6 protein-coding genes are annotated in these 24206 nt (G+C 64.2%); all 6 read right to left on the bottom strand.

Annotation, left to right across the window (positions count from 1 at the left end):
- Positions 1–14: 14 nt before the first annotated feature.
- The 6 genes from C6Y56_RS11515 to C6Y56_RS11490 are packed head-to-tail and all read right to left on the bottom strand — an operon-like array spanning position 15 to position 23994.
- Positions 15–884: a TauD/TfdA dioxygenase family protein gene (locus C6Y56_RS11515; protein WP_169429965.1), complete on the bottom strand. Its 870-nt coding sequence runs from the start codon at positions 882–884 to the stop codon at positions 15–17.
- Between the two features lie 14 nt (positions 885–898).
- Positions 899–1105, bottom strand: coding sequence for an MbtH family protein (locus tag C6Y56_RS11510; protein ID WP_119429213.1), 207 nt, complete (start codon positions 1103–1105; stop codon positions 899–901).
- The gene (locus C6Y56_RS11505) at positions 1102–1785 is read right to left on the bottom strand and encodes a hypothetical protein (RefSeq protein ID WP_249314394.1); all 684 of its coding nucleotides are present in this window, start codon (positions 1783–1785) and stop codon (positions 1102–1104) included. Before C6Y56_RS11505 ends, C6Y56_RS11510 begins: the two co-directional genes overlap by 4 nt.
- Positions 1782–10880: a non-ribosomal peptide synthetase gene (locus C6Y56_RS11500; RefSeq protein ID WP_169429964.1), complete on the bottom strand. Its 9099-nt coding sequence runs from the start codon at positions 10878–10880 to the stop codon at positions 1782–1784. Before C6Y56_RS11500 ends, C6Y56_RS11505 begins: the two co-directional genes overlap by 4 nt.
- On the bottom strand, positions 10877–14989 hold the full coding sequence (locus C6Y56_RS11495; protein WP_169429963.1) for a non-ribosomal peptide synthetase: 4113 nt from the start codon (positions 14987–14989) through the stop codon (positions 10877–10879). Before C6Y56_RS11495 ends, C6Y56_RS11500 begins: the two co-directional genes overlap by 4 nt.
- A complete protein-coding gene (locus C6Y56_RS11490) occupies positions 14986–23994 on the bottom strand; it encodes a non-ribosomal peptide synthetase (protein WP_169429962.1) in 9009 nt (3002 codons plus the stop codon). The genes C6Y56_RS11495 and C6Y56_RS11490 overlap by 4 nt, the downstream gene beginning before the upstream one ends.
- Positions 23995–24206: the final 212 nt, after the last annotated feature.

Genomic DNA, 24206 nt, shown 5'->3' with positions numbered 1-24206 from the left:
GTTTTTCAGCACCATCAGGCCTTGGGCTGCGTCCCGAGGATCGTCACCCGCTCGCCATAACGCGAATGCGGGAAATAATCCCAGATCGCATGGTGCTGGGTGCAGCGGTTGTCCCAGAACACCAGCGTGTTCGGCGCCCAGCGAACGCGGCAGCTGAGGGACGGTTCCCGTGCCACCAGGTCGAACAGCATGTTGAGCAGCAACTGACTCTCGCCCCCGGACAATTGCACGATGTGCGACGTGAATCCGGAATTGACGAACAACGACTTGCGCCCGGTTTGCGGGTGACGAACCACCACCGGGTGTTCGGTTTTTGGCAGGTTGGCGGGCGCCTCATAGCCCTTCCACGGAATTGCACCGTCGTGAATCGCAGTCAGTTCGCCGAGAAACTGCTGCATCGTCGGCGACAGCATTTCCAGCGCCAGATGCATGTTGGCGAACAGCGTATCGCCGCCCGTGCCGATGGCCGGGGTTTCCTTGACGTACAGCATCGAGCCCATGGACGGCGCCAGATCAGCGGTGCCGTCGGTGTGCCAGGTTTCGCCGGCCACATAGCGCGATTGCGCATTGGCGCGGATCACCACCAGTTCCGGGTCATCGCCGTCGATGTCTTCCACCGGCAACGCCCGCAGTTCGCCGAACAACCGGCCAAACGCCTTGTGCTCCTCCACCGTCAGATGTTGATCGCGGAACACCAGCACGTGGTTCTCCAGAAAGGCCCGACGGATTTCCGCGAGCTGATCATCCTCCAGCGGTTGCGAAAGATCGACGCCGCCGATTTCGGCACCGATGATCGGTGTGATCCGGTCGACCGTGATGTGGTGATACGGCGCACGTTTTTCTGCGGCGATGCGCTCGATTGCCTTGAGTGCCAACTGATCCATGTTCCCTCACCTTTTTATTGGAACGACACCGATGACTGCTCGCGCAGAGAACGCGGGCGCATGTCAATCCAGTGCTCGTTGATGTAATCCAGACAGACCTGACGTTCGCCACGCATCCCGGCCGCGTTCCAGCCGCTGGCCATCGGCTTGCCCGCCGGCCACAGGGAATACTGACCCTGAGCGTTGATCACCACATCGAATTGCTGCTGTGCGTCATTCATGTCGTCTCTCCTGTTGAACGGGATTGCAGGGTTGTCAGATGCACGACCAACCCTTCGGCAAACTGGTGGAACAGCGCACGCCGCTGCTCGTCGGTCTGAGCGCAAGCCCAGACAAACACCCGCACCGACGTACCGCAGACCTGCGCGTACGTGTCAGCATCGTCAGCCGCAAAGGCCCGGGCGGAGATTTCAGCATTGGCGGCGGCATGAGCCTGGGCGAACGCCGTGGCACTGGCCTCGGTATTCAATTGCGCGTAATACGCTGCGAACGCCTCGGCATCGCCGAAGTGCTCGGCGATCATGGCGGTGTTGCTCGGCGCGAGACCGTAAGTCATCGCGCTGGCATGGGCCTGGGCGTATGCCGCGTCGTAGGCATAGGCCCGTCGATACAGCGCCAGCAAAACCGGTTTGAGCGTGGCGCGCCACTCGCCCAGGCGTGCGCCCACGCCAAGTGCCGCCCGATGATGCAGGCTTTGCAAAGCGAGCAGCGCTGGCCGATGCTCCGACAGCGCCTCGCACAGCACCGGCAGAACCACCTCGGCTTGCCAACGATGAATCAGCCGAAGCGACGGCATTTCGTCGAGCCTGCAAATCCGCTTGCACAAGACCTCGGGCTGGCCGTCGCACAGCACCTGCGACAAGGCAGGCAACCAGTCAGGCATCGAAATCATTTCCTTCATATCGACGCCTCCTGCGCGCCGATCACCTCGGCCAGCATCCGCGCCCAGTGCCCCGCCACGATGCCGTAGTGATCGGTGTCCAGCCGTTGCCAGCTCTGCAACTGCGGGAGCAGTGCCCGCCAGTGGCGTTGCAGGTCGTCCAGACTCCAGGCATCGCCCAGACCATAGGGGTTGGCGCGTCCGGCGATAAACATCCGCACCGGTGTAGCCGCCAATGCTGGCGGCTGGAAGTCGACCATGCTGCTCATGTTGTTGCGACAGCACACCGTCAGCCGTTGCAGGTAAGCCTGACGGTCTTCGGACATCGCCTGCCCTTCGACGTCGGGCCAGCGCTGGGCGAACTCTCGCTGGAACACCTGCTCGATGGTCCGCTCGTCGATACCGGCCAGTTCCGCTCCGGCATCCGGTGCGGGCGGGTCGATCAGGTACAGCAGCGGTTGCCTGAAGCCTTCAGCCTGCGCCTGCTGACACAGCGCCTGCGCCACCCAGGCCCCGAACGACCAGCCCGCCAGGCGCCAGGCGCAACCGTCCGGGAGGTGGGCCTTGATCGCCTGCAGATACCACCGGGCCCGCTCGACAATGCTGATGTTCGGTAGCGCCGGCAGACGCAACGCAGGGTCCGCAATCACGCACACCCCCAGATCTGCAGGCAGCGCTGAAACCAGTTCCCGATAGGCCTGAACATCTCCGCCCACCGGGTGAATCAGGTACAGCCAGTCGCGGCCGACGCCGGCATGCCACTGATCGACCCGCACCGCGTCGTTCCAGTCGTGCGGCGCGTGCGCTGAAGCCTCTGCCGTGGAATCTGCCACCAGCCCCAACACCTCGCTCAGACTGACCTTGTGGCTGAACTGCGACAACTGAAACACCTCACCCGTGGCCGCTTGCAGCTCGTCGATCAGGTCCAGCAACGTCAGCGAATCAGCACCCAGGTCGTACAGCGAATCATCGTCTTCCAGATCCGTCACACCGAGCCATTTGCACAGGCACTCACGCAAGCGCACGGAAAGATCCACGCCTTGGGGCACTGCAACCGCCGCGGCCACGACGCCATGGCGAACCGGATAGAAGCGCCGCGCCGTGTCGATACCGGTGGTGGAAACCAGCAATTGCGGCAATTGCGTCGCCATCGCCAGATCGAACACCCGCCCCCCCTCTTCGGCCGACAAGCCGACCGTCAGATGCTCCTGATGCGCAGCGTCCCCGCCATTGTGGGTCGTGGCCATGCCGATGTCGCGCCAGATGTCCCAGTTGATCCCCAGACGCAGGCAAGCATTGGCCGTGTCCGGACGGTAGTGCGCGAAGCCGTCGAGTACACCGCTGGCCGCTGAGTAATCCAGATGCCCCGCGCCGCCGAACAGCGCCGACATAGATGAGCAGTACAGGACGAAACCCGGCGAAAGCTGTTCGATCAGGCTTTCGACCGCGAGCATGCCGCGAGTCTTGGCAGCCATCGCCTCGGCCATCTGCCGGGCGTCGCGATGGCGAATCAGACCGCCTGCACCGACACCTGCTGCGTGGATCACCCCGCTCAGGCAACCGTAGCGTCGGGCCAGTTGATCGAGTACCTGCGGCCAGCGCGACAGGTCAGCGATGTCCGCCTGAACACAGTCGATTCGCGGCGCATAAGCCGTGAGAGTTGCAGGCAACTGTCCCTGACGCGAGAGCAACACCACACGCCGCCCAGGCGCTTGCAGCAGGTGTTCGCACAGGGTGCGACCGATCCCGCCGGTGCCGCCCAGCACCAGAAACGTGCCGTCCTCCGGCAACAGGCTGGGCGTCGTGGTCGGGCCCGGTAATGGGTGAGCGATCAACCGTGGCTGCCACAGGTAACCGTCGCGCACCGCCATCCGCCGAGGCAACTCGGCCGCATCACCAAGCAGCGCCGCCAGTTCCTCGGCCTGACTATCAAGGTGCGGCGACGGCCAGTCCAGCCAGTGGCAACGCACCGGGTATTCCTGGGGCACCACTTCGCAGACCCCGGCCAGTGCCGCCAGCTCGGGACGCCGTACTTCGCCGTCCACCGGACACGCCTGCCACGACATCAACCACAACCGCAGGCGTGTCGTGCGTGCGATGTGCCCCCAGGCCTGCATCAGCGCGCTGATCGTGTCCAGACAGGCCCACTGCGCCAGATCCAGCGACTGCTCGTTGACCGCGCCTGACACAGCCAGCGGCAAGGTGTGCAGCCAGTCGAGCTCGCCGAGGGACGCTTCGGCCACTTCACCGAGTAATCGGCTCAGGGCTTCGGTATCCAGCGGATCCAGCTCGAAACGGTCCGCACCGAGTTGCTTGAAGCCATTGCCCGCGCGCACTTGAACCACACGTCGATAAACCGTTCGCAGATGTTCCAGCAATGCCGCGCCGGGCACTTCATGACTGCAAAGGATGACCGTTTCTCGTGCGCCGCTCAGTGTCTTTGCGTTCAGGCGTTGGGCACGCATCCACTGCCGCTGGTGAAACCACTGCGCCAGCGGTTGGCGCTCGATATCTGCCGAAACGGGGGCAACGATTTCGGCAGTGGGTTGAAAGCGATAGGTCTGAAGATCGAACGACGCTGGCGGCAAGTCCCAGGGTGGCGGTGCCGAGCGCTGCGGCCAGTGGATATGGGCGCCTTCGTACCAGGCCTCCAGCAATGCCTGCGGTGAATGATCACGGGCGATCAGTTGTACACCCGGCGTGGTGATTTCCTTGACCGTTGTCGGCTGCAAAGGAATGTCGTCACCCGGCTGGCAAACCATCGCAAAGCGCCAGCGCAATTGGCGTCGACCTGACTGCAAGTGCCGCAGCAACGCGGTGCGCTGCTCCGGATGCGCTTGCAGGTGTTCGCGAATCGCCGCGATATCGCGCAGCAATTCAGATCGGCTTTGGGCCGAAACCATCAACAGTGGCAGCGTTTCCTCGGCTGTTTCCTGCACCGTCGGTGCGGCGCCGACAATCACATGGGCATTAGTCCCTCCGATCCCGAAGCTGCTGACACCCGCCAGACGTCGCCGTCCTTGCGGCCATGGCCTGGACGTGGTGGGCACGTAGAACGGCGAATGCTCCAGATCGATCTGCGGATTGATCCGGCCAAACCCGAGGTTCGGTGGCAGCACGCCGTGGAATACCGCGAGACTGGCGCGAATCAGCCCGACCACCCCCGCCGCCGCGCCCAAGTGGCCGATCTGGCTCTTCACCGAAGCCAATGCGCAATGGCCGGCCGGCGCATCGCCGAAGGCCTGGGTCAGCGCCGCGACTTCGATCGGGTCCCCCAACAAGGTGCCGGTGCCGTGGGCCTCGATGTAGCCGATGTCGGCACCGGTCAACCCGGCCCGGTTCAAGGCATCGCGGATGACCGCGCTTTGCCCGGCCACCGACGGCGCGGTGTAACTCATCTTGGCCCGGCCATCGTTGTTCAGTGCCGAGCCTTCGAGCAACGCATAGATCCGGTCACCATCGGCCCGCGCCCTGGCCAATGGCTTGAGCACCACCACGCCATAACCACTGGCGCCGATGGTCCCGCTGGCATCATCGCTGAACGGGCGGCACAAACCATCGGCGGAAAAGATGTGCTGCGAACGGTGACGATAGCCATCGGTCAGGGTCGGGTCGATCAGCACACCCGCCGCGAGCATCACGTCACTGTCGCCCTGACGCAGCATCGAACTGGCCAGGTGTACCGCGATCAGCGAGCTGCCGCACGCCGCCTGCACACTCAGGGCCGGGCCATTGAGGTCCAGGTGATACGCCGCCTTGGTCGCCAGAAAGTCCTTGTCGTGATGCAGCGCCATCTGGAAACCGTCCGGCAGATCGCCTTGCGCGGTGTCGTGCAGCATCTGCTGGAAGTACGTGGTTTCGCCGCAACTGGCGATCAGGCCGATGCGCGGGCCATCCGCCGACGGGACGATGGCCGCGTGTTGCAGGGCCTGCACACAGCCCATGAGTAGATGCCGCTGTTGCGGGTCCATCAGGCGCGCTTCCTGGCGGCTGATGCCGAAGTACTCGGGATCGAAGTCGAGCATGCCGGCCAGTTGGCTGCGGGCGCCGACCAGACCTTCTTCGGCGGTAAAGTGCTCGATGCCCAGCCCATTGCCTTGCACCATCGCCCAGAACTCGGACAGGTTCCGCGCCCCGGCCACATTGACCGACATGCCGATGATTGCCATCGGCTGGTAACCTGAATCGGTTTGCCTTACGCGCTCCGCCGCTGCCACCGGCGCTGTCGACAGATGCGCCGCCAGGCGCCGAATCGTGACGTGTTCGAACAGATCGGCCATCGTCACCTTGTGCGGCAGCTCTTCGGCGTAACGGCCATGCAAACGCATCAGGCCGAGGCTGGTGGCGCCGGCCTCGAAGAAGGTCTGCTCCGGCTCGATGTCGCGGCCGATCACGGCCTGGAACAACTCGCTCAGTTGCCGTTCCAGTGCGGTCAATTGCACGACCGGCCGGGGCGTGCTGCGCCGTTCCAGCGCCTCGCCCAGAGCCGGCAAGGCCTTGCGGTCGATCTTGCCGCTGGGGGTGCGTGGCCAGACATCGATCCGCCGATATTCATCGATCCGCACATGGGCCGGCAGCAGCCGCGCGACCTGACGATCCAGCAGTTGCGAGGTCGCAGGCTCGCCTTCGAGTTGCAGCCACGCTGTCAGTCGCGGTGGCTCAGCCTGAACCGCCACCACCGCGCTGACCACCTCAGGCACCTGCATCAGCGCCGCCTCGATCTGCCCCAGTTCCAGACGATGACCGCTGAGTTTGATCTGCTGGTCGTCACGTCCCAGGTAATGCAGACAGCCGTGAGCGTCGGCCCACGCCAGATCGCCGGTGCGGTAATACAAACAGCCGTCTGCCAGCTCGATAAACCGCGTAGCGTTCAGCGCAGGATCAGCCAGGTAGCAACGGGCAACCATCGGTCCGGCCACCAGCAGATAGCCGCGACTGCCGACCGGCACCGGGCGATCGTGTTCATCGACCAGCAGCAATCGGGCGCTGCCGACGGCATGGCCGATCGGCGCGCGCAACGGCCAGTCCCGCGCCACGGGCGGCAGGCGCAAGGCGCTGACCACGTGGGTTTCGGTCGGGCCGTAGTGATTGAACAATGAAGCTTGCGGCATGCCGCCGAACCAGTTGCGCAATGCCTCGGTACAAAGCAGCTGTTCCCCGGCGGTGATCACTTCGCGCAATGCCGACGGGTAGATTCCGCGAGCCACAGCGGTTTGCGCCAGATACTGCAACGCCACGTACGGCAGGAACAGGCGCTCGACCCGAACCTCGACCATATAGCCCAGCAACGCCTCGGCATCCTGACGCCAGCGCGGTGTGATCAGGTGATAACAACCGCCGCCACACAGGGTGCTGAAAATCTCCTGAAACGACACATCAAACGACAGCATGGAGAATTGCAAGGTCACCGCTTTCGCCGGCAACTGCCCCTCGGTGCGCTGCCATTGCAGCAGATTGCACAGGGTCCGTTCCGACACTTGTACCCCTTTCGGTGTGCCGGTCGAGCCAGAGGTGAACAGCGTGTACAGCGGCCGCTCACCAGCGTGGCGTGGACGCTCGAATGTCCCTGCATCGGCGCGCAGGTCAACACGGTGCATGGCGAATCGCCCCGCGTTCAGCTCATCCAGCGCCGCTTCGGTCGCATCGCTGAACAGCACACAATGCGGTTGCGCCTGTTCCAGCACCTGACGCTGGATCGCCACCGGATAAGCGGGATCCAGCGGCACGGCAGTCAGGTTGAGTTTGGCCAGCGCCAGCAAGGCAACGATATGTTCCACCGAGGCATCGAGGAACAGCACCACATGCAGCGGCGCGCTTGCGGCCGGCAACGGATGACGCGCGATCAGATTTGCCGCCAGAGCATTGGCCAGCGCATTCAGTTCGCTGTAGGTGAGGCGCTGCTGGCCTTGAACCAGCGCCACCGCCTCCGGCGTGCAATGCACCTGATGCTCGAACCCGTCCGCCAGTGTGTTGAACGGCAACGCGATCCGAGGGCCCTCGCTGGCCGGTGGCAGGCTGCGTCGATACGGCCCCAGCAAATCGTTGAGGTTCGCCGCCGGGGTTTCCAACAGCAGGTCAAGGCCTCGGCGAAACAGTGCGTTCACCGCCCGTACCTGTTCGGCATCGAAATAGCTGCACTGATATTCCCACCAGCACTCCAGCTGCGAACCACTGCCCACCATCAGCAAGGTCAGCGGGCACTTGGCGTGCAAGAGTTCGTTGAATTCCAGCGTGGCGCGCAGGCTCGATTCCGCCAGTGCCGCGTAATCAGTGTTTTCCAGCACGAACATGAAATCGAACAGCAAGGGGCTCGACGACAGTCGCAGGTCTTCCACCAGATCCGCCAGTGCCACGTCCTGCAACGCCAGCACTTCGCGCACGGTGGCGGTCTGCTTGCGCATCTGCTCGCTCAGGGTCAATGCCTGTTCGACGGCGGTGGGGATCAGCACAGTGTTGGCAAACATGCCGACCGTGTCTTCGAACTCCGCCAGCGGCCGGTTGGACACCGGGCTGGCGATCCGTGGCCGCTCGCATCCGGTCAGGGCGTACAGGCTCCAGGCGAAGACACTGAACAGCACTTCGAAACGGGTCAGTCGCTGTTGCGTGCAAAAGCGTTCGAGGGCAGCGCTGCGCAGGGTGCCCAAGGGTTCTCGGTGCAACCGGGCGTCCGGGCTGATTTCGCGCATTGGCATCAGTGCGGGCGACGGTTCTTCCTGGCGGCGGTGCAACTCGGCCAAGGCCCGGCGCTGGTCGCGATAATGCGGATCGACGCTCCACTGGCGCTGCCACTGGCCAAACTCCAGCGTCGTCAATCGGCCCGCCGGTTGCGGGCTGTCACAGCCTTGCAGGACATCGGTGTAAAGCTGATTCAGGTCGGCGAACAGCAGGTTCACCGACCAGCCATCGACGATGATGTGATGCAGGTTCAGCAACAGCCGGCAGCGGCCATCGGCGAACGGCAACAGCCAGGCCTGAAACAGGTTGGGGGTGGTCAGGTCGAACGGCGCGGCGAACACCAGCTCGGCGAAGGCCTGCCAGTTGTCCTCGTTGAAATGCCCGACCGCGAAGGTTCGACAGACCGGACCCTGCTCGGCGATTACCTGATCGAGTCCATCACCACCGGTTGCAAAAGCCGTGCGCAACCCCGGATGTCGTAGCACCAGACGCCCCACGGCCTCGGCCAGTGCCGCGACATCGACACCTGCCGCCAGATGCAGAATCAGCGGCACGCTGTAAGCGGTCGAGGTCGGCGAACGTTGCTGCAACAGCCACAGGCGGCGCTGTTCGGCGGTGGCTGGCAAGCGTTTTGCGCGACTGATCGGAGGTGCAGGTGGGTAGATCGACTCGCAGTTCGTTTCACCGGTCAGTTGCTCGGCCAACGACAAGAACGACTCGTTGAGCAACGTGTCGAGCGCGATCTCGCGCTGCCAGCGAACACGGATCGCCGAACGCAGGCGCATGGCCTTGAGCGAATCACCGCCGCTGCCCAGCCAGTCATCCTGGGCACTGAGGGACGGTTGGCCGAGCAGCGAACGGGCCTGACCCAACAACCAGTCCAGCGCCGGCGAAGCGTTGTCGTTTTCCATCGTCGCCAAGACTGGATGCCACGGATTCAGCGGTTGGGCCAGCAAGCTGTCGCGATCGATCTTGCCATTGGCCGTCAGCGGCAGACGCTCCAGCAGGAACAGTTGATGCGGGCGCATATACGACGCCAGTTGCGCCCGCAGATGGGTTTCGAGTGCGTGATAGTCGAGGTTCCCGCGAGGCACGATGAATGCCAGCAGTTGATGATCCTCCGCCGCCTGACGCCGGGTGCAGACGTACACCTGCGCCACGCCCGGATGCTCCAGCATCCGTTGCTCCACCTCCCCCGGCTCGATCCGGAAACCACGGATCTTCACCTGCCGGTCGACCCGCCCCAGGTACTCGATCAAGCCTTCGGCGTTGCGCCGCACCAGATCACCGGTGCGGTAATGCACCGACGCGCCACCGTCGAAGTCGGGCAAACGGACGAACTGACGGGCGGTTTCTTCGGGCCGGTTGCGATAGCCACGGGCGACACCGCTGCCGCTCAAATACAGTTCGCCCACTTCGCCCGCCGGTACCGGCCGTTGCTGCTCGTCCAACACCTGCACGCCAGTGTCCGGCAGCGGTCGGCCAATGGGCACCGAGTCGCCGACAAAGTCGCGACTGATCGGCCAGCACAGGGCAAACGTGGTGCATTCGGTGGGCCCATAGACATTGAAGATCCGGCAGCGGCTCTCGGGGTTGGCCCGGTACCACGCACGCACGGCTGCGGCGCTGATCTGCTCGCCGCCGATCAGCACCTGACGCACGCTGGCAAAGCACGACGGCCATTCGGCGATCAAGGTGTTGAACAGCGACACCGTCATGAACAGGTTGTCGACCTGCGTCCGTTCCAGCACCTCGGCCAGCCGACGCGCATCCAACACGTCCTCGTCGGCGATCATCACGCAGCAGCCGCCATTGAGCAGCGGCGCCCACAGCTCGAAACTGCACGCGTCGAACGCCGGATTGGACAGGCAGGCAAACCGGTCCGCCGGACGAATCTCGATATAACCATCGGTGTGCGCCAGACGCAGCAAGCCGCGCTCGCCGACCTCGACTGCTTTCGGCATGCCGGTGGTGCCCGAGGTGTAGAACAGGAACATCACCTCGGCACAATCTTCGGCCAGTGTTTGCGGCGGAGCATCCGGTTGATCGAGCAAATCCTCGACACGGGTTTGCCACAATGAAGACGACCACAGCGGCTCTTCGCCCAAGGTAACAAGGCCGACACACGCCGCATCTGCCAACATCAATTCGCGGCGTTTACGCGGGCTGGCCCGATCCAGCGGCACCACCACCGCGCCGACTTTCAGCGCGCCAAGGATCGCCGCCAGCCATTGCCATGAACGCGGCATGCACAACGCCAGCGACTGGCCGGGCTCAATGCCACGCGCCAGCAACCCTCGGGCGATGCGCTCGCTGGCGCTGGCCAGTTCCGTGTAACTCAGGGTTACCGATCCGTCGATGACAGCCGCAGCCTTCGGATCACGCTGCACTTGCTCGGCAAAGCGTGCGAGCAAAGTCAGGTCATTGGACGCACTCATCATTTCGCCTCCTGCGCGGTGAAGCGTTGCAGCTCCCGACGGATGATCTGCGAAACCCGATGGATTTCCGCGCTTTCGAGCATGTCCCAGTGCCCGCCGCTGACCAGTTTCGCCAGATAGCCGCTACCCGCGCGTCGACGCCAGAATCCGCGCAGTTCATGCAACTGATGGCGGCTGAAGTCTTCCCGTGCCTGAATCAGCACAACACGCCCGGCTCGCGGCGCGCACTCATAAGCGGCCATGGCCAGTCGGTTGTGGTTGTAGATGTTGAAGTAGCGTTCGACCTGCTCGTCTTCAATGCCGGGGTACATGCCATTGAAGCGCACCAGTTTGTCGCGGAACTCGGCCATGTCCACGGTGCCGATCTGCTCGCGGAAACCCGGATCGTCGCTGCCCTGGGTGTCGAGCAGCACCACCGTCACCTGACGATGCCCCGCCGCCGTCAATCGCCGCGCCATTTCATAGGCCACCAGACCACCGAACGACAGCCCGGTGAGGATCAGCGGTTGCCGTGTCAGCGGTTCGATCTGGCGCAAGTAGGCTTCGGCCATTGCTTCTACCGTTGGCTCGGTGCTTTCCCCCGGATTCAGCCCCGGCGATTGCACCCCGTAGACGCCGGCTTCATCCGGCAACACCTTGGCCAGCGACAGGTAACAGAACGCCGTGCCGCCCGCCGGGTGGATGCACACCACGTTGCTGTACCCCTCACCTCGACGGAACTCGATCAGATTGCCCTGCGCAACCGCAGGGTTGGCCCCGACCCGCAGCCAACCGCCCAGCGCCTCGATGGTCGGGTAGCTGAGCACCACGCGCACCGGCATTTCAACCGCGAACACCTGGCTGATTTCATGGGCCATCTTGATCGCGGCGATGGAGGTACCGCCAACATTGAAGAAGTTGTCGCGGATGCCGATCTGCGGCACCAGCAACAGGCGTTTCCAGATCTGGTACAGCGTCAGTTCAATGTGATCGCGCGGGCTGCTCAGATTGACCTGACGATTGACCATTTCCTCGTCCGCCAGCGCTGTCAGCGCGGCACGGTCGACCTTGCCATTGGCGGTCAGCGGCAAGGCGTCGAGCCACAGATAACTGCCGGGAACGACCGCACGGGGCAGCGTCGTCGCCAGATGGGCTTGTACCGCCGCCTGGTCCATCGATTCGGCGACCACACAACAGGCCACCAGTCGCTGATCCTGCGCCGCTTCGCCGACCATCAACACCACGGCGCTGCGGATACCGGGAAACGCTTCGAGCCGGGCTTCAATCTCGCCCAGCTCCAGGCGCACACCGCGCAACTTGACCTGAAAGTCGTTGCGACCCAGAAATTCCAGTTGACCGTCCGGGCGATAACGCGCCAGATCGCCGCTGCGATAGAGCCGGTCTCCCGCGACAAACGGGTTGTCGATAAAGCGCTCGGCGCTGAGCTGCGCCAGCCCCAGATACCCCCGGGCCACGCCCACGCCGCCAATGTGCAGATGCCCGGTCACGCCCACCGGCACCGGCTCATCGCGGTCATCGAGCACGTAAAAACGGTTGTTGGAAATCGGCCGACCGATCGGCAGTTGCCGGGCCGGCACCTCGGCGCCGGGCTCCAGGGTCCAGATGCTGTTGATCACCGTGGTTTCGGTCGGGCCGTAGACGTTGTGCAGCCGCGCATGGGGCAGGCGCTCCTGAAAGCGCCGGGCCAGGGCCGGCGGCAGTTCACCGCCGCCGCTGAACACATCGGTCAGCGAAGCGCACTGACTGACCTCCTCGACCTCCAGAAACAGCTGCAACATCGCCGGCACGAACACCAGCGCCGTGACCTTCTGCGCGCGCACCTCGCGGGCCAGATACGCCGGCTCGTAATGCCCACCGGGCTTCGCAATCACCAGCCTTCCGCCGGTTGCCAGCGGCCAGAACGTCTCCCACGCCGAAGCATCGAAACCGAACGGGATCTTGTGCAGCATCGCTCCCGCTTCACCGCAGACCTGCGAGCACCACAACAGCAGGTTGCTCAGCCCACGGTGGGCCACCATCGCACCCTTGGGCAAACCGGTGGTGCCCGAGGTGTAGATCACGTAGGCGAGATGGTCAGGGGTGACACCCACACTGCGCGGATCTAGGTTGTCCGCCGGCAACGACGCCCAGCTCGCGGCATCTTTTTCGAGGTCGAGAATCGGCGCTTCCCAGGTCGAGTCTTGCACGGCCTGCCGCAAAATCCCGTGCGCCGAACCGAGGGTCAGCAGCACCGCCGGTGTGCTGTCGCCGAGCATATGGCTCAGGCGTCCCAGCGGGTAATCCGGATCCAGCGGCACGTAGGCGCCGCCGGCCTTGAGCACCGCCAGCAGCGCCACCGGCAACTCCAGCGAACGCTCGATACACACCGCCACGCTTACATCCGGGCCGACGCCCAAGGTGCGCAAATGCCGCGCCAGTCGGTTGGCCCGGGCATTGAGTTCGGCGTAGCTCAGGGACTCACCCTCGAACACCACCGCGCAGGCCTGAGGGTTGCTCGCGGCCTGCGCTTCGACCAGTTGATGCACACAGGGCGCCGCTTGCGTCAGCGGCGCGGCGCGGTTGAAGTCCACAAGCACTTGCTGACGCTCGGCCTCATTCATCAACGGCAAGGCATTGATCGGTTGCTTGGCATCAGCGGCGATCTGCTCAAGCAGATGGCGGTAGTGCCCGCTCAGGCGTTCGATGGTCTCGACGTCATAGAGGTCGGTGTTGTATTCCACCAACAGGGACAGCCGCCCTTCCCGTTCGACCCACTCGAACGCCAGATCGAACTTGGCCGTGGCATTGCTGGTGCCATACGGCGCCATTTCCAGACCGGGCATCTGCACCGCGTTGCCCGGCGTGTTCTGCAACACCAGCATCACCTGGAACAACGGCGAATGACCGGGATCGCGCTGCGGGTTGACAGCTTCGACCACGCGGTCGAACGGCACGTCCTGATGGGCGTGGACGTCGAGCATCTGCCCGCGTACTTCGCGCAGCAATTCGGCGAAGGTCTGTTGTGGATTCAGGCGCTGGCGCAGCACCAGCGTGTTGACGAAATGGCCGATCAGCGGCTCGACTTCCGGACGATTACGGTTGGCGAACGGTGTGCCGATGCACAGATCCTGCTGACCGCTGTGGCGCCACAGCAGCACCGCCAAAGCGCCGAGCAGTACGTTGAACAGCGTGCCCTGAGTTTGCCGGGCCAGCGCCGTGAGTTCACGCAAAGTGTCGCCATCGACGGAGGAACTGAACGTGGCGCCGACATAACGCTGCACCAGCGGCCGCGGCCGGTCGGCGGGCAAGGTCGACAACAGCGGCGCGTCTTCCAGGGTCAGACGCCAGTAATCGAGCTGAGCGTCCAGCACCGCACCGCCCATTCGCTGTTGCTGCCAGCAGGCGTAGTCGGCGTATTGCACCGGCAACGGCGCCAGGGTCGGCGCTTCTCCGCGCAGATAATCGCCATACAGCGTCGCGACTTCATGCAGGATCACGCCCATCGACCAGCCGTCGGCGATGATGTGGTGCACGCTGTACAGCCACAGGTATTCGTCGTCGGCCAGGCGCAGTAACGACGCGCGAAGCAACGGCCCGGTGGCCAGGTCGAACGGTGCCCGGGCGTCCTGTTCGACGGCGAATCGCACTTGTTGCCCACGCTCATCGACTGACAACTGGCGCAGATCCGTTACCGACAACGACAGCGGCATCGACGGGTGCACCACCTGACGCGGTTCTCCGTCCACGCTGCAAAACGTCGTGCGCAGGACTTCATGGCGGGCAACCAATTCGTTGAGCGCCCGCTCCAGCAGCGCCACGTCCAGCCGTCCCTTGAGCATCACCGCCGTGGGCACGTTGTAGAACGGGTTGCCGGGTTCCAGTTGATCGAGAAACCACAATTGCCGCTGCGAGAATGACAACGGCCAGGATGCGTGCTCGCCGGCGCGGCGGGGAATCACCGCGTCATCGTGCCTGCCGAGCAAGGCGATCAGTTCCTGTTTGTGACGCTTGAGCGCCTGGGTCAGTTCTTCGGTGAGAAACCCGCGCGGCGCCTTGCAGCGCAGCCTGTCACCGTCCACTTCGAGCATCACGCCATGGCGAGCGAACAACGCCAGCAATTGATCGGCATTCATACTTCGAACTCCTCCATGTCTTCGTCGTCCAGGCTGGCGGACGCAGGCTCGATGGCAAACGCCTCGACCGGCGCGCGGTGTTGTTCATCGGCCGTACGCAGCCCGCCGATCATCGAGTAGATCAATTCATGGTCCGGCCCGAGGTCGAACAGCGTCTTCAGTTGCTGTTCCTCGACCGAGCCGATGCCGCACAGACCCAGGCCGTGCTCGACGGCGGTCATGCTCAGCAACTGCGCCATGGCCCCGCTTTCGATGTGGCAGAAGTCGCGGCTGCGCTCGCCATACAGCGGGCGGATCGCGGCCATGTCGGCGATGAAGAACAGCGAGAACGCAGCGTTCTCGTACACCGGACGGTTGACGAAATAGTCGTAAGTGTCCGGGTCGAGCGCTCCGCTCTGGAGCGCCAGCAAACGGTGCTGACGGGGATCGTAGTAATACGCGCCACCGGGTACGCCGAGCACGCGATCCGCTTTGATGTAGAGGTACGCCTGAATCGGGTACAGCCCGCCCGCCGACGGGAACTGGTACTTCACCTCTCCGTCGAGTTGCCCCTGGGCCAGCGCCGCCAGTACGTGCGCAAAGGCCTGGGTGGCGATCGGTTGCAGAGCGTATTGGCGCACCGAGCGGTAATCGCTCAGACGCCGGACAAAGGCCGGATCTTGCGGCAGGTCCAGCGCCAGCGCCGGCAGGGTTTCCGCGAACGCGCGGCGACCGCGTTGCTGAGCCTTGAACTGCGCCCGTTGCTGTGGATCTTCGATGATGTCCTGCACGGGCTCCGGAACCTGCTGAACATTGCCGAGCAGATCCTGCCGCGCCCGGTTCTGGCGGTACATGCCAAGCAGATGCAGCAACGTCGGCTGGGCCAGCAGTTGTGCCACGTGCGGACGGAACTGCAAGGCGCCGGACAATGCATTGCTGATCCGGACGATATCGATAGATGTTGCGCCAAGGTTCAGCAGGTTGGCGTTGGCGGCGATGGATTCGCGCTTGAGCACACCCTGCACGATTTCCACCAGCCGCTGTTCCTGCGGGCCTTCGACTTCCAGCGCCGGTCCTTGCTCCTCGATTTGCTCCGGTTCCGGCAGACGCTTCTTGTCGACCTTGCCGTTGGACGACAACGGCCACGCCTCGACGAACGTGAACGACGCCGGAATCATGTAGGCCGGTAGCTTGTCGCTCAGGTACGCGCTGAAATCGCTGGCCTGCAACGCCGGGTCGGCCTTGAGCACGTAGCCTGCCAGACGCTTTTCGCCCAGCGTGCTGCCCAAAATCCGCACCACCGCGCTCTGTACCCCGGGATGGCGGTTGAGCGCGGCTTCGATTTCGCCCAGCTCGATGCGATAACCCTGAACCTTGACCTGATTGTCTTCGCGGCCGAGGAATTCGATATTGCCGTCCGGCAGCAAACGCCCCAGGTCACCGGTGCGATACAGCCGTTCGCCGGTCAATGGATGGTCAAAAAAGCTGCCCGCGCTGAGTGTTTCATCGCGCCAGTAACCTTTCGCCAGACCGATGCCGCCGATGTACAACTGCCCCGCGACCCAGGCTGGTCGCACTTGCAGTGCTTCGTCCAACACGTAGAAGCGCTGATGATCGAGAGCCTTGCCGTAGGGAATGCTGCGCCACGCCGGGTCGACGTGCTGCACCGGATAGCAGATCGACCAGATCGACGCTTCGGTGGCGCCGCCCAGGCTGATCAACTGCAAGTCCGGCTGCAAGGCCCAGGCCCGCTCGGGCAAGGTCAATGGAATCCAGTCGCCGGACAACATCGCTACCCGCAGGCTGACAGGCAACGCACCGCCCTCGCCCTCCACGTATTCGACCAGCATGCCGAGCAGCGCCGGCACCGAGTTCCACAGGCTGACCCGATGACGTTCGATCAACGCCAGCCAGTGCGCAGGATCGAGGGTCAGTTGCGGGTCGAGGATGACCACTGCCGCGCCCACCGCCAACGTGCCGAAGAAGTCGTAGACCGACAGGTCGAAACTCAGCGAGGAGATCGCCAATACGCGGTCGTTCGGGCCGACGGCAAAGCGCCGGTTGATGTCGAGCAGCGTGTTGACCGCTCCGCGATGGTCGATCACCACGCCTTTCGGCTGGCCGGTGGAGCCGGAGGTGTAGATCACGTAAGCGAGGTCGCTTTCGTTCACCTGCACCGGTTGCAGTGGCAGTCCATCGTTTGAGATTTCATCGGTCACCGCGATGGCCGTGACCTGTGCCGGCCATTCGATCTTGTCGAGCAGCACCGGTTGGGTCAGGGCCAGACCCGCCTCCGCCCGTTCCAGAATATGCCGCAGCCGCTCCGCCGGCTGGGTGGGCTCGATGGGCAGATAAGCGCCACCGGCATACAGAATCGCCAGGGTCGCGACCACTTGCTCCCAACCGCGCTCCATCACCACCGCGACCAAGCGGTTCGGCAGTACGCCCTGCGCTTGCAGTCGGGCGCCGAGTTGCCGGGCCTCTTTGCGCAACTGGGCGTACGTCAGCTGTCGCGTGCCGATCACCGCCAGTGCATCCGGCGTGGCGAGGGCCTGACGTTCGAACAGTTCGTGCATCAACGGCAGCGTTTGCTGATGGTCGACCGGCGCCGGCAACCGCGCCTGCGGCAGCAGTTGTGGGGTGTTCGCGCCCCAGGCTGTCGGCTCGCAGAGACTGTCGAGCAGCGTGTTATAGGCGACGAACATTTGCTCGATCATGCCTTGCGGGAACAGCTCGTCGATGCTGTCCCAGTTGAACAACAGGCGCCCTTCCAGCTCCAGCAACGTGTGGTCGAGCCACACCTGCGGGGTCTGGGTGATGCTGTGCATGTGCCGGGCGTTCAACGCGTCGGCCAGGTTGAATTCAGCCAGTTCCGGCGCCGCTTCCGACAGCGTACTGTTGAACACGATCGGCATCGCCGTCTGCTGCACGCCCTGGGCCTGGGACAATTCGCGCAGTACCCGCACCCCGCTGACCACCGAATGGTCGATGTCACGCCACAGTTGCGCCTGCACCGCTCGGGCCTTGTCGGTGAAGCTCTGTGAACCGTCGATGCCGACTTCCAGCAGTACCAGCGAGGTGAAGTCGCCGATGATTTCGTCGACATCCGGGTGCAACGGCATGCGGTTGAACAGCGGCAGGCTCAGGGTGAAACGCGGGGTGCGGCTCCACAGCGCCAGCACTTCACTGAACGCGGTCAGAAGCATCACCGACGGCGTCACCGCAAACTGTTTGGCCACGGCTTTGAGTTGCGCCCACTGCGCCGCCGACATGTCGCGGTCACGGCGGGTGAAGTGCGGGTTGGCGATGCTTTCGGGTTGGCGCACCAGCGGAAGATCCGGCGCGGGGGCCAGAGTAGTCACTCGTTCGCGCCAGTAACCCAGCGCCTGCTCGTAGCGGCCGCCGTTGCGCAGTTGCTGTTCGGCCAGCACGTAGTCGCGGAAAGTCAGGCCCGGTTCCGCCAACTCCAGGGTCGGATCGGCGTAGAACGCCATCAGTTCGCGGGCGAGAATCTGCGTGCTCGCAGCGTCGACAATCAGCGCATCGAGGCTGATGTGCAAATGAGTGATGCCGTCATCAAGCAACGACAGGCTGAACTCGAACAGCGGCCAGCGACTGGCGTCCAGCACCTGATGGGACTGGCGTTCGCGGGTTGCCTCAAGGGTGCGTTGCGCCTCTTCGGCGGGCAACCCGCGCAGGTCGCTGCGGGGCATGCGATAGGTCGGCACCTGCGCCAGCACCTGTTGGGTGCCGTCGCTGAGGAACACCACGCGCAGCATGTCGTGGCGCTGGATCATGCGATTCAAGGCTTGTTCGAAACGTTCGGCGTCGAACCCGGGAATGCGCAGTTCTTCGTAGCCGTGGGCGCTGACGCCGCCGAGGCTGACCGTAGCTTCGCGACCGAACCAGTAGGCCTGCTGGATATCGGTCAGGGGGAATGGTTCATGCCGATTGCCGCGATCCGGCTCGATCTGGATGAACGCCGGTTCAACACTTTGATCATCACGCAACACCTGCGCCGCCAGATCCAGCAACACCGGCGTCTGGAACAGGCTGCTCAGGGACAGTTGCGCGCCCATGCGCTGGTTGATCGCGTAGATCATCCGTGTAGCCAGCAGCGAGTGGCCGCCGAGGTCGAAGAAGTTGTCGTGAATGCCGACCCGCTCGCACTTGAGCACTTCGGCCCAGATCTCGGCCATTTGCCGTTCGGTGTCGTTGCGCGGCGCCTCGTAAGTCGCCCCGGCGCTGCGTTCCGGTGCCGGCAGCGCCTGGCGATCGAGCTTGCCGTTGCGGGTCAGCGGCAATTGCGAGAGCCGGACCCAGGCGCTCGGGATCATGTGTTCGGGTAACTGGCGTTGCAGTTCGGCACGCAGGGATTCGCTGGTCGCGGAGCCGACCACATAGGCCACCAGGCGCTTGTCCCCGACCACGTCTTCACGCAGCAGCACGGCGGCTTCCTGCACGCCGGGTTGTTGATGCAACAGGCTGTCGATCTCGCCGAGTTCGATGCGGAAACCGCGCAGTTTGACCTGTTGGTCGATGCGTCCCAGGTACTGCACGTTGCCGTCGGCCTGGAATTTCGCGAGGTCGCCGCTGCGGTACATCCGCGCGCCCGGCTCGGCACTGAACGGGTCCGGCAGGAAGCGTTCGGCGGTCAGGTCCGGGCGGTTCAGGTACCCCCGGGCCAGACAGGCGCCAGCGATGTACAACTCACCCGCCACGCCGACCGGCACCGGATTCAGATGCTCGTCCAGCACGTAGAGCCGCGCGTTGGCGATGGGACGGCCGATGGGCGGCGCGTCCGGCCAGGATTCGGCCTCGTTGCAGTCAAGGCTGAACTGGCTGACCACATGGGTTTCGGTCGGACCGTATTGGTTATGCAACCGCGCACCGCCGAGCCCGCGGACAAACCCGCGCAGCTCGTCATTGATCTGCAGGGCTTCACCGGCGGTGATGATCTCGCAACCACCGGCCGGCATCGGGGCACCGACCTCGGTCAGACCGGCGAGTTGCTGCAACACCGCAAACGGCAGGAATGCCCGCTGCACGCCTTCGGCCACCAGGGTCGGGCGCAGCGCGGCGAGGTCCTTGCGGCTGTCTTCGGTCATCAGCAACAGGCTGCCGCCCTGGCAGAGGGTGCTGCAGATTTCCTGGAACGAGACGTCGAAGTTCAGCGAGGCAAATTGCAGCACGCGCAGTGGTGTCGTCGATTGATCGAGTTGCCAGGCAATCAGGTTATCCAGCGCACGATGGTTGTGGGCCACGCCTTTGGGGCGTCCGGTGGAGCCGGAGGTGTAGAGCACGTAGCCGAGGCTTTCCGGGCTCACCGGGACCTGCGGATCATCCGTTGGGTGTTGCGCCCATTGCGCTGCGTCAGTGTCCAGGCAGCAGATTTTCGCCTCGTTGGCCGGCAGCCCGGCCAACAGGCTCGACTGGGTCAGCAGCATGGTCGGCGCGGCATCGCTGAACATGAACGCCAGGCGTTCACTCGGGTAAGCCGGGTCGAACGGCACGTACGCCGCGCCAGCCTTGAGAATCGCCAACAGGCCGATGACCATTTGCGGCGAACGCTCCAGGCACAAACCGACGCGATGCTCGGGGCCGACGCCTTGCTCGATCAGGTAATGCGCGAGGCGGTTGGCTGCGCGATTCAGTTCGCCGTAGCTCAGTTGCTCACGGTCCGCGAGCAGCGCCACGGCGTCGGGCGATTGCCGAGCAAGGGATTCGAAACGCGCCACGCATCCGGGCAACGACGCGGTATCCCGCTCGGTACGGTTCCAGTCATGAACGATCTCTTGGTGTTGCTCAGTGCTCAGCAGCGTGATCCTCGCCAGCGACTGTTGGCTGTCCTCGACCATCTGCGCCAGCACCCGGCGCAGGTACTCGCCGAACTGCTCGACGGTACCGCGTTCGAACAGGCCCGAGGCGTATTCCAGACCACCGACGATCTGCCCGTCGCGCTCACTGAGCGCCAGTTGCAGATCGAACTTGGCCACGTGATGGCTGCTCTCGACCGGCGTAACGTCGAGCCCGCTCAGCAGCAGGTCGGAATCCTGATCCTGCTCCCAGGCAAACAACACTTGAAACAGCGGACTGTGGGACAGACTGCGCGGCGGGTTGAGCAATTCCACCACTTGCTCGAACGGCAGGTCCTGATGCTCCTGAGCCTCCAGCGCCACTCGCCGCGCCTGTTGCAGCCATTGCGCCACCGAAGGCATACCCGACTGAGTCATGCGCAGCGCGAGGGTGTTGACGAAGAAACCGATCAGCCCTTCCAGTTCCTGCTGCGGACGGTTAGCCGATGGCACGCCGATCACCACGTCACTTTGCCCCGACAGGCGCGACAGCAGCAGCGAAAAACCGGCCAGCAGATTCATGAACAGCGTGGTGCCTTGCTGCATGCCCAAGGCTTTCAGGCGTGCGGTCAGGACGGCGTCGAAGACCAGCGGGACAAAACCGCCGAGGTAATCCTGCACGGGTGGACGCTTGTGATCGGTCGGCAGTTCCAGCAGAACCGGCGCGCCCATCAGGGTTTCGCGCCAGTAACGGCTTTGCTGCTCCAGCACGTCGCCGGACAGCCATTGTTTCTGCCACACGGCGTAATCCACGTACTGCACGGGCAATGGCGGTAGCGGATCGTCGCGATCCAGCAACGCCGCTTCGTACAGCTGCCCCAGTTCCCGGGTCAGCACGCCCATCGACCAGCCATCGGAGATGATGTGATGCTGGGTCAGCAGCAACACATGGTCATCCGCCGCCAGCCGCACCAGACTGACGCGCATCAACGGGCCGCGGCTCAGGTCAAACGGTCTGGCACCTTCCTCGTCGATCAACCGGCTCAGGCGCTCTTGCGCATCGTGCCCCTGCACGTCAGTCACCGTCAGCCGGATGCTGTGCGCCGGCGGCGAAACCCGTTGACGCCCTTCCCCTTCAACGGCGATGAACGTGGTGCGCAGCGCTGCATGGCGTGCCACCAGTTGATTGAAGCTGCGTTCTAGCGCCGCCACGTCCAGCGAACCGCGCAAACGCAGGTTCAACGGCATGTGATACGCCGCGTTGCCACCCTCCATTTGCGCCAGAAACCACAGGCGCTGCTGAGCAGACGACAACGTTTGCGCGCCCGAGCGTTCAAGGGTTGTGATGGCTGGACGAGCCGCCGCCTGACTGGCTTGCAGCCGTTCGGCGAACGCTGCCAGCACCGGCGCGGCGAACAGCGTCGAAGGCGCGACTTCAAGCTTCAGCGTATGGCGAACCTGCGCCAGCACGCGCATCACCAGCAGCGAGTGACCGCCGAGGGCGAAGAACTGATCCTGACGCCCGACCCGCTCGACGCCGAGCACATCGGCCCAGATCGCGGCGAGCGCGGTTTCCAGCGGGCCCTGTGGCGCCTGGTATTGCTGCTGATCGAATGCCTCGACATTCGGAGCAGGCAGATTCGGGCGATCGACCTTGCCGTTGGGGGTCAGCGGCAGCGCATCCAGACGCACAAATGCCGTCGGCACCATGTAATCCGGCAGGCTGGTTTGCAGTTGTTCTCGCAGTGCGCGCGGGCTCAAAGTCGCGCCTGGTTTTTCGCAGTAATACGCGACCAGTCGAGGTCCACCGAGGCCGTCCTGACGCAGCAGCACCGCGCTTTCACGCACGCCGGCAATGTCCGCCAGCCGGGTTTCGATTTCCCCCAGTTCCAGACGCAGCCCGCGCAACTTGGCCTGGGAGTCGTTGCGGCCGAGGAACTCCAGTTGGCCGTCGGCCCGGTAACGCGCCAGATCCCCGGTTCGATACAAGCGCTCCCCCGCCACGAACGGGTTGTCGATGAAGCGTTCGGCAGTGAGTTGCGGCAGGTTCAGATATCCCCGCGCCACCCCGACGCCACCGATGTACAACTCGCCCGCGACACCTTCGGCAACGGGCTCGCCTTGCTCGTCGAGCAGGTAAATCCGGGTGTTGGGCAGTGCCCGGCCAATGGGCAACACCGAGTCGACCTGACCGCTTTCGGTGAATTCGAAACAGGTGCTGTCAATGCTCGCTTCGGTCACGCCATAGGCCTGGACGATCTGCACCCGCTCACCACAGAGCCTGCGCAATTGCCGTGCGCTGTGGGCGGTCCAGATGTCGGAGCCGCAGACCACGGTGCGCAGGAACGACAAATCCTGGCCGGTCTCTTCGACCCAGGCCAGCAAGGGATTGAGCAACGCCGGAACGAAGTCGGCAAAGCCTATCTGAGCGTCCCGCATCAGGCGATACAGGGCCGGCGGGTCCATCAAAGTGTCCCGGGGGCACAGCACCAGCGTGCCGCCAAACCCCAGCGCACGAATCAGGTCGGCGCTGAACACGTCGAAGGAAAAACCGGCCATTTGCAGGTGGTTGATCGGCTCGCCCAACTCGTAAAGCCGGGCCCAGTCGACGCTCACGGCGACCAGTCCGCGATGCTCGACCATGACCCCTTTCGGCGTGCCGGTGGAGCCGGAGGTGTAGATCACGTAGGCCAGGTGACGGGGTGTCAGGCCGATCGCCTGAGGGGCGGGGTTGTCTGCCGAGCACGAAGCCCAGTCATGGGCCTCGGCCAGATCCAGCACCGTCGGTACGGTCGCCGACTGTTCGAGCGCCGCCCGCAACACATCGCGCGCCAGACCATGGCTCAGCACCACCGGCGGCGCGCTGTCGGACAGCATGTGCGCCAGCCGCGCCTGCGGATACGCCGGGTCCAGCGGCACATAGGCGCCACCGGCCTTGAGCACCGCGAGCACACCGACCAGCATCTCCAGCGAACGCTCCAGACACAGCCCGACCCGCACGTCCGGCCCGACGCCGAGGCTGCGCAGGTGATGGGCCAAGCGGTTGGCGCGGGTGTTGAGATCGCGGTAATTGAGCGCCTCTTCCTGCCAACGCACGGCAATGGCCTCGGGGTTGCGCAGCACCTGCGCTTCAAACAGACCGTGCACACACAGATCGGTGTCGAACGGAATCGAGGATGAAACGTCGGGCTGCGCGGGATTCGTCCCACGCAAGGAAGTGTTGTCGAGCATCGGAGGCTACCGTCCATGACTACATTGTTTTTGTGATCAGGCAGGGACAGCACGCACCCTGCCAGTCAGGCCCCGGTATCAGGTACCGGTTCGGTCATTCGAATTCAGGAAGATGGCGCGGCACGCGCGTGCAGACTTGCGTCGCACACCGGCACACACAGGAAACCGGGGGGAGAAAGGCTGGCGAAGAACACCGCGGCGCGGTCCGCGCA

This window comes from Pseudomonas fluorescens, assembly GCF_012974785.1.
GTDB classification, from domain to species: Bacteria; Pseudomonadota; Gammaproteobacteria; order Pseudomonadales; family Pseudomonadaceae; genus Aquipseudomonas; species Aquipseudomonas fluorescens_BT.
The sequence above is the reverse complement of the archived record's forward strand: the minus strand, read 5'-3'. Positions and strand labels throughout refer to the sequence as shown.

Excerpts from the sequence above, each read along its gene's own strand:
- C6Y56_RS11510 (WP_119429213.1), bottom strand. The coding sequence starts at position 1,105 with ATGAATGACGCACAGCAGCAATTCGATGTGGTGATCAACGCTCAGGGT.
- C6Y56_RS11505 (WP_249314394.1), bottom strand. The coding sequence starts at position 1,785 with ATGAAGGAAATGATTTCGATGCCTGACTGGTTGCCTGCCTTGTCGCAG.
- C6Y56_RS11500 (WP_169429964.1), bottom strand. The coding sequence starts at position 10,880 with ATGATGAGTGCGTCCAATGACCTGACTTTGCTCGCACGCTTTGCCGAG.
- C6Y56_RS11490 (WP_169429962.1), bottom strand. The coding sequence starts at position 23,994 with ATGCTCGACAACACTTCCTTGCGTGGGACGAATCCCGCGCAGCCCGAC.
- C6Y56_RS11515 (WP_169429965.1), bottom strand. The coding sequence starts at position 884 with ATGGATCAGTTGGCACTCAAGGCAATCGAGCGCATCGCCGCAGAAAAA.
- C6Y56_RS11495 (WP_169429963.1), bottom strand. The coding sequence starts at position 14,989 with ATGAATGCCGATCAATTGCTGGCGTTGTTCGCTCGCCATGGCGTGATG.